Here is a 3,183-nt window from a genome sequence, read left to right as displayed (position 1 = left end):
ACCGGATCGCCGGACACCTTCTCCACCGGAACCGGCTCGCCCGAGATCATGCTTTCGTCCACGGACGAGCGGCCATCGACAACCACGCCGTCCACTGGAACCTTGTCGCCAGGCCGCACGCGCAGCCGGTCACCCACCTGCACCTGCTCGAGCGGGATCTCTTCCTCGCTGCCGTCCGGCCTGATCACCCGCGCGGTCTTTGCCGCCATGTCCAGCAGGGCCCGGATTGCGCGACCCGTACCCTCGCGGGCGCGCAGTTCCATCACCTGACCTAGCAGGACCAGCGTGACGATGACTGCCGCCGCTTCGAAATAGACCCCGACATGGCCCTCGGCATCCCGGAAGCCGTCAGGGAAGATCTGCGGCGCCAGCACCGCCACGACGCTGAAGATCCAGGCGGCAATCACCCCCATGGAGATCAGGCTGAACATGTTCAGATTGCCGGTGCGGAACGAGTTCCAGCCCCGTACCAGGAAGGGCCAGCCGCACCACAGCACCACGGGCGTGCCGAGGATCATCTCGACCCACAGCGTGGCGCGCTCGCCGAAGATGTCGCGCACGCCACCAAATCCGATCAGCGGCCCCATGGTCATGACCAGCAGCGGAAGGGTCAGCGTGGTACCCACCCAGAAGCGGCGGGTGAAGTCGACAAGCTCGGGATTGGGACCCTCGTCAGCTGCGGGCACGCCCTTCGGCTCCAGCGCCATGCCGCAGATCGGGCACGATCCTGGGCCGACCTGCTCGATCTGCGGGTGCATCGGACAGGTGTAGATCGTCCCGACCGGCATCGGCTTCGGAGCGGGCTTGGCGTCGAGATAGTCCTGCGGTGCGGCCTCGAACTTGCTCTTGCACCGGTCAGAGCAAAAGTAGTGCGTCTCGCCTGCGTGAGAGGCCGTGTGCTTCGCGGACGAGCGGTCGACCTCCATCCCGCAGACCGGATCGGTCGCTGCGATATACGCCTCGGGGTTCGCAATAAACTTCGCCCGGCAACCTTCCGAGCAGAAATGGTAGGTACGGCCGTCGTATTCATGGCGCGGCTTGCCGCCGGCTGGGTCGACAGTCATGCCACAGACCGGATCCCTCACCAGCATCGTCTCTCTTGTCGCGGCGGACGCATCCATGTGGCAACTCCCGAATCAATCAGCACCTTTTATGGACCTTCCATCTGCTGGAAGGTCAAGCTCTGGTTCTCCTTCTTGGTGTTCCGGGTCCTCTTGACCTTCCAGCTGGTGGAACCCTTATCTAAAGTCTTGCCTGATCATCAAAGGAGAGGGTGCGATGAACATCGGTGATGTCGCGAGCCAGACCGGCCTTCCTGCGAAGACAATCCGCTACTACGAGGACATCGGCCTTGTTCGTCCGAAACGGGACGGCAACGGCTACCGCGCGTTCAATTCTGCCGAGCTCCACAAGCTGGCGTTTCTGGCGCGGTCCCGATCACTCGGCTTCACCATCGAGGACTGCAGGGCGCTGCTTGCTCTCTACGAGGACCGCGGGCGCGCGAGCGCAGACGTGAAACTGGTTGCACATGAGCATCTCGCCCGGATCGACCGCAAGCTCGCCGAACTGGAGGCGATGCGCAGCACGTTGAGCTACCTCGTCGAGAAATGCCATGGCGATGACCGGCCCGACTGCCCCATCCTGGATGATCTGGCCCAGCCCGACGCTGTTCCGTCATGAGCGGGGCAAAAGGCTACAAGGATACTCTGCGCGACCTCCAGGTCGAACTCGTGAAGCTGCAGCGGCACGTTATCAAGAACGATCTCCGAATACTGATCCTCTTCGAGGGTCGCGATGCAGCTGGCAAGGACGGTGTCATAAAGCGCATCACCGAGCATCTCAGTCCGCGCGACACTCGGGTTGTCGCGCTCGGCAAGCCGTCCGACCGCGACCGGCAACTACAAGATCGCGAGCTGCTGTCTCCTGTCCAGACCACAGTGGCACAAGTGCCGTCAGGAGGGGCTACCCAACCCATCATCAGAGCCAAGCTCGCCCACCATTGCTCCTCAATCGCACCCGTGTTTGTCCCTGCCGGTATTTCGCTGAACGTGTCGGGACCCGCGGTCGCTGGTCGCACGTAGTCCGGGCCAACTGTGGCGCACCAATAAGGAACAACGACGACAGCGTGGCGGTGGCAAGGTGGCGGTTCATCCTCCAACCTCCCGCTTTGCGGACCTTCGCCGCAGAGCCATCCGTCGCACGACGACATAGAAGACGGGCGTCAGGAACAGGCCGAACAGCGTGACGCCGAGCATGCCGAAGAACACCGCCATACCCATCGCCGAGCGCATCTCCGCACCAGCGCCATAGGCGAGCGCCAGCGGAACCACACCGGCAATAAAGGCAATGGAAGTCATGAGGATCGGCCGCAGCCGCAGCCGGCAGGCTTCCACCACCGCGTCAAGCGGTGACGCGCCGGCCTCCTCCTGTGTTCGTGCGAACTCGACGATCAGGATCGCGTTCTTGGCCGCAAGGCCGACAAGGACGATGAGGCCGATCTGGACGAAGACGTTGTTGTCGCCGCCGGTCAGCGAGACACCGGCGATTGCGCTCAGCACACACATCGGCACGATCAAAAGGACAGCGAGCGGCAGCGTCCAACTGCTATATTGCGCGGCGAGGATCACCCGGATTCTCACGGACAACGTCCTATATCAGGAGCAAATCGCCGCTTGAAGCGTCAGGTCGCCTGGCATCCGAGTGACCGGATAACTCTGAAGGGGGTTGCCCGATGCGACGTGCAGTCCGGGCAACGGACGGTCAAGACGGGATGACGGTGTGCGGTGAAGTCTGGCATGGTGCAGCCTCATACTCCGGTGTGGGGGTCTCGCCGGGGGCGGTGTGGCAGCGCCGCCCCCGGCATCACTCTCAGAAGCAGTCCGGCACCCAAGCGTCGATCTTGGCCTTCTTCTCGGCATCGATCTGCCACGCGGCCTGATAGTCGGCATCGCTGAACAGCTTTTCGAGCGACAGGGCCTTGGCGGCCTTCTTCTGCGCCTTGAAGGCCTTGAAGCCGGAGCCCTGCGGGTCGGTGCCGGTGAGGTCCAGCATGAGCGCGTCCAGATAGTCGGCGCTGACGCGGCTAAGGAGTCGGCTCTGAACAACCGTGTCAGGCGGCTAATACTTCCCTGTGCAGGGTTCTTTCGGGCCAAATCCTCGCCGCAATCAGGTGAAGCAATAGGG

4 protein-coding genes and 1 pseudogene are annotated in these 3,183 nt (G+C 63.1%); 2 read left to right on the top strand and 3 right to left on the bottom strand.

The window, feature by feature from the left end; genetic code table 11:
- The coding region (locus DPQ23_RS15110) for a YHS domain-containing protein (RefSeq protein WP_162630799.1) at positions 1-1,121 on the bottom strand (1,121 nt) is incomplete at its 3' end.
- 157 nt (positions 1,122-1,278) lie between these two features.
- Between DPQ23_RS15110 and cueR the strand changes: the two genes are divergently transcribed.
- Positions 1,279-1,680, top strand: coding sequence for a Cu(I)-responsive transcriptional regulator (cueR, locus tag DPQ23_RS15105; protein WP_112875582.1), 402 nt, complete (start codon positions 1,279-1,281; stop codon positions 1,678-1,680).
- Entirely contained in the window at positions 1,677-2,081 is a 405-nt protein-coding gene (locus DPQ23_RS16220) for a polyphosphate kinase 2 family protein (protein ID WP_240602848.1), read from the top strand. Before cueR ends, DPQ23_RS16220 begins: the two co-directional genes overlap by 4 nt.
- Positions 2,082-2,147: 66 nt before the next feature.
- Here DPQ23_RS16220 and DPQ23_RS15095 read toward each other — a convergent pair.
- Positions 2,148-2,627 (bottom strand): annotated as a pseudogene (locus DPQ23_RS15095) (efflux RND transporter permease subunit); the annotation flags it as partial.
- 241 nt (positions 2,628-2,868) lie between these two features.
- Entirely contained in the window at positions 2,869-3,051 is a 183-nt protein-coding gene (locus tag DPQ23_RS15090) for a hypothetical protein (protein ID WP_112875581.1), read from the bottom strand.
- Between the last annotated feature and the right edge of the window lie 132 nt (positions 3,052-3,183).

It is taken from the genome of Paracoccus endophyticus, assembly GCF_003286075.1.
Classification (GTDB): domain Bacteria; phylum Pseudomonadota; class Alphaproteobacteria; order Rhodobacterales; family Rhodobacteraceae; genus Paracoccus; species Paracoccus endophyticus.
This window is presented reverse-complemented; position numbering and strand designations above follow the sequence as displayed.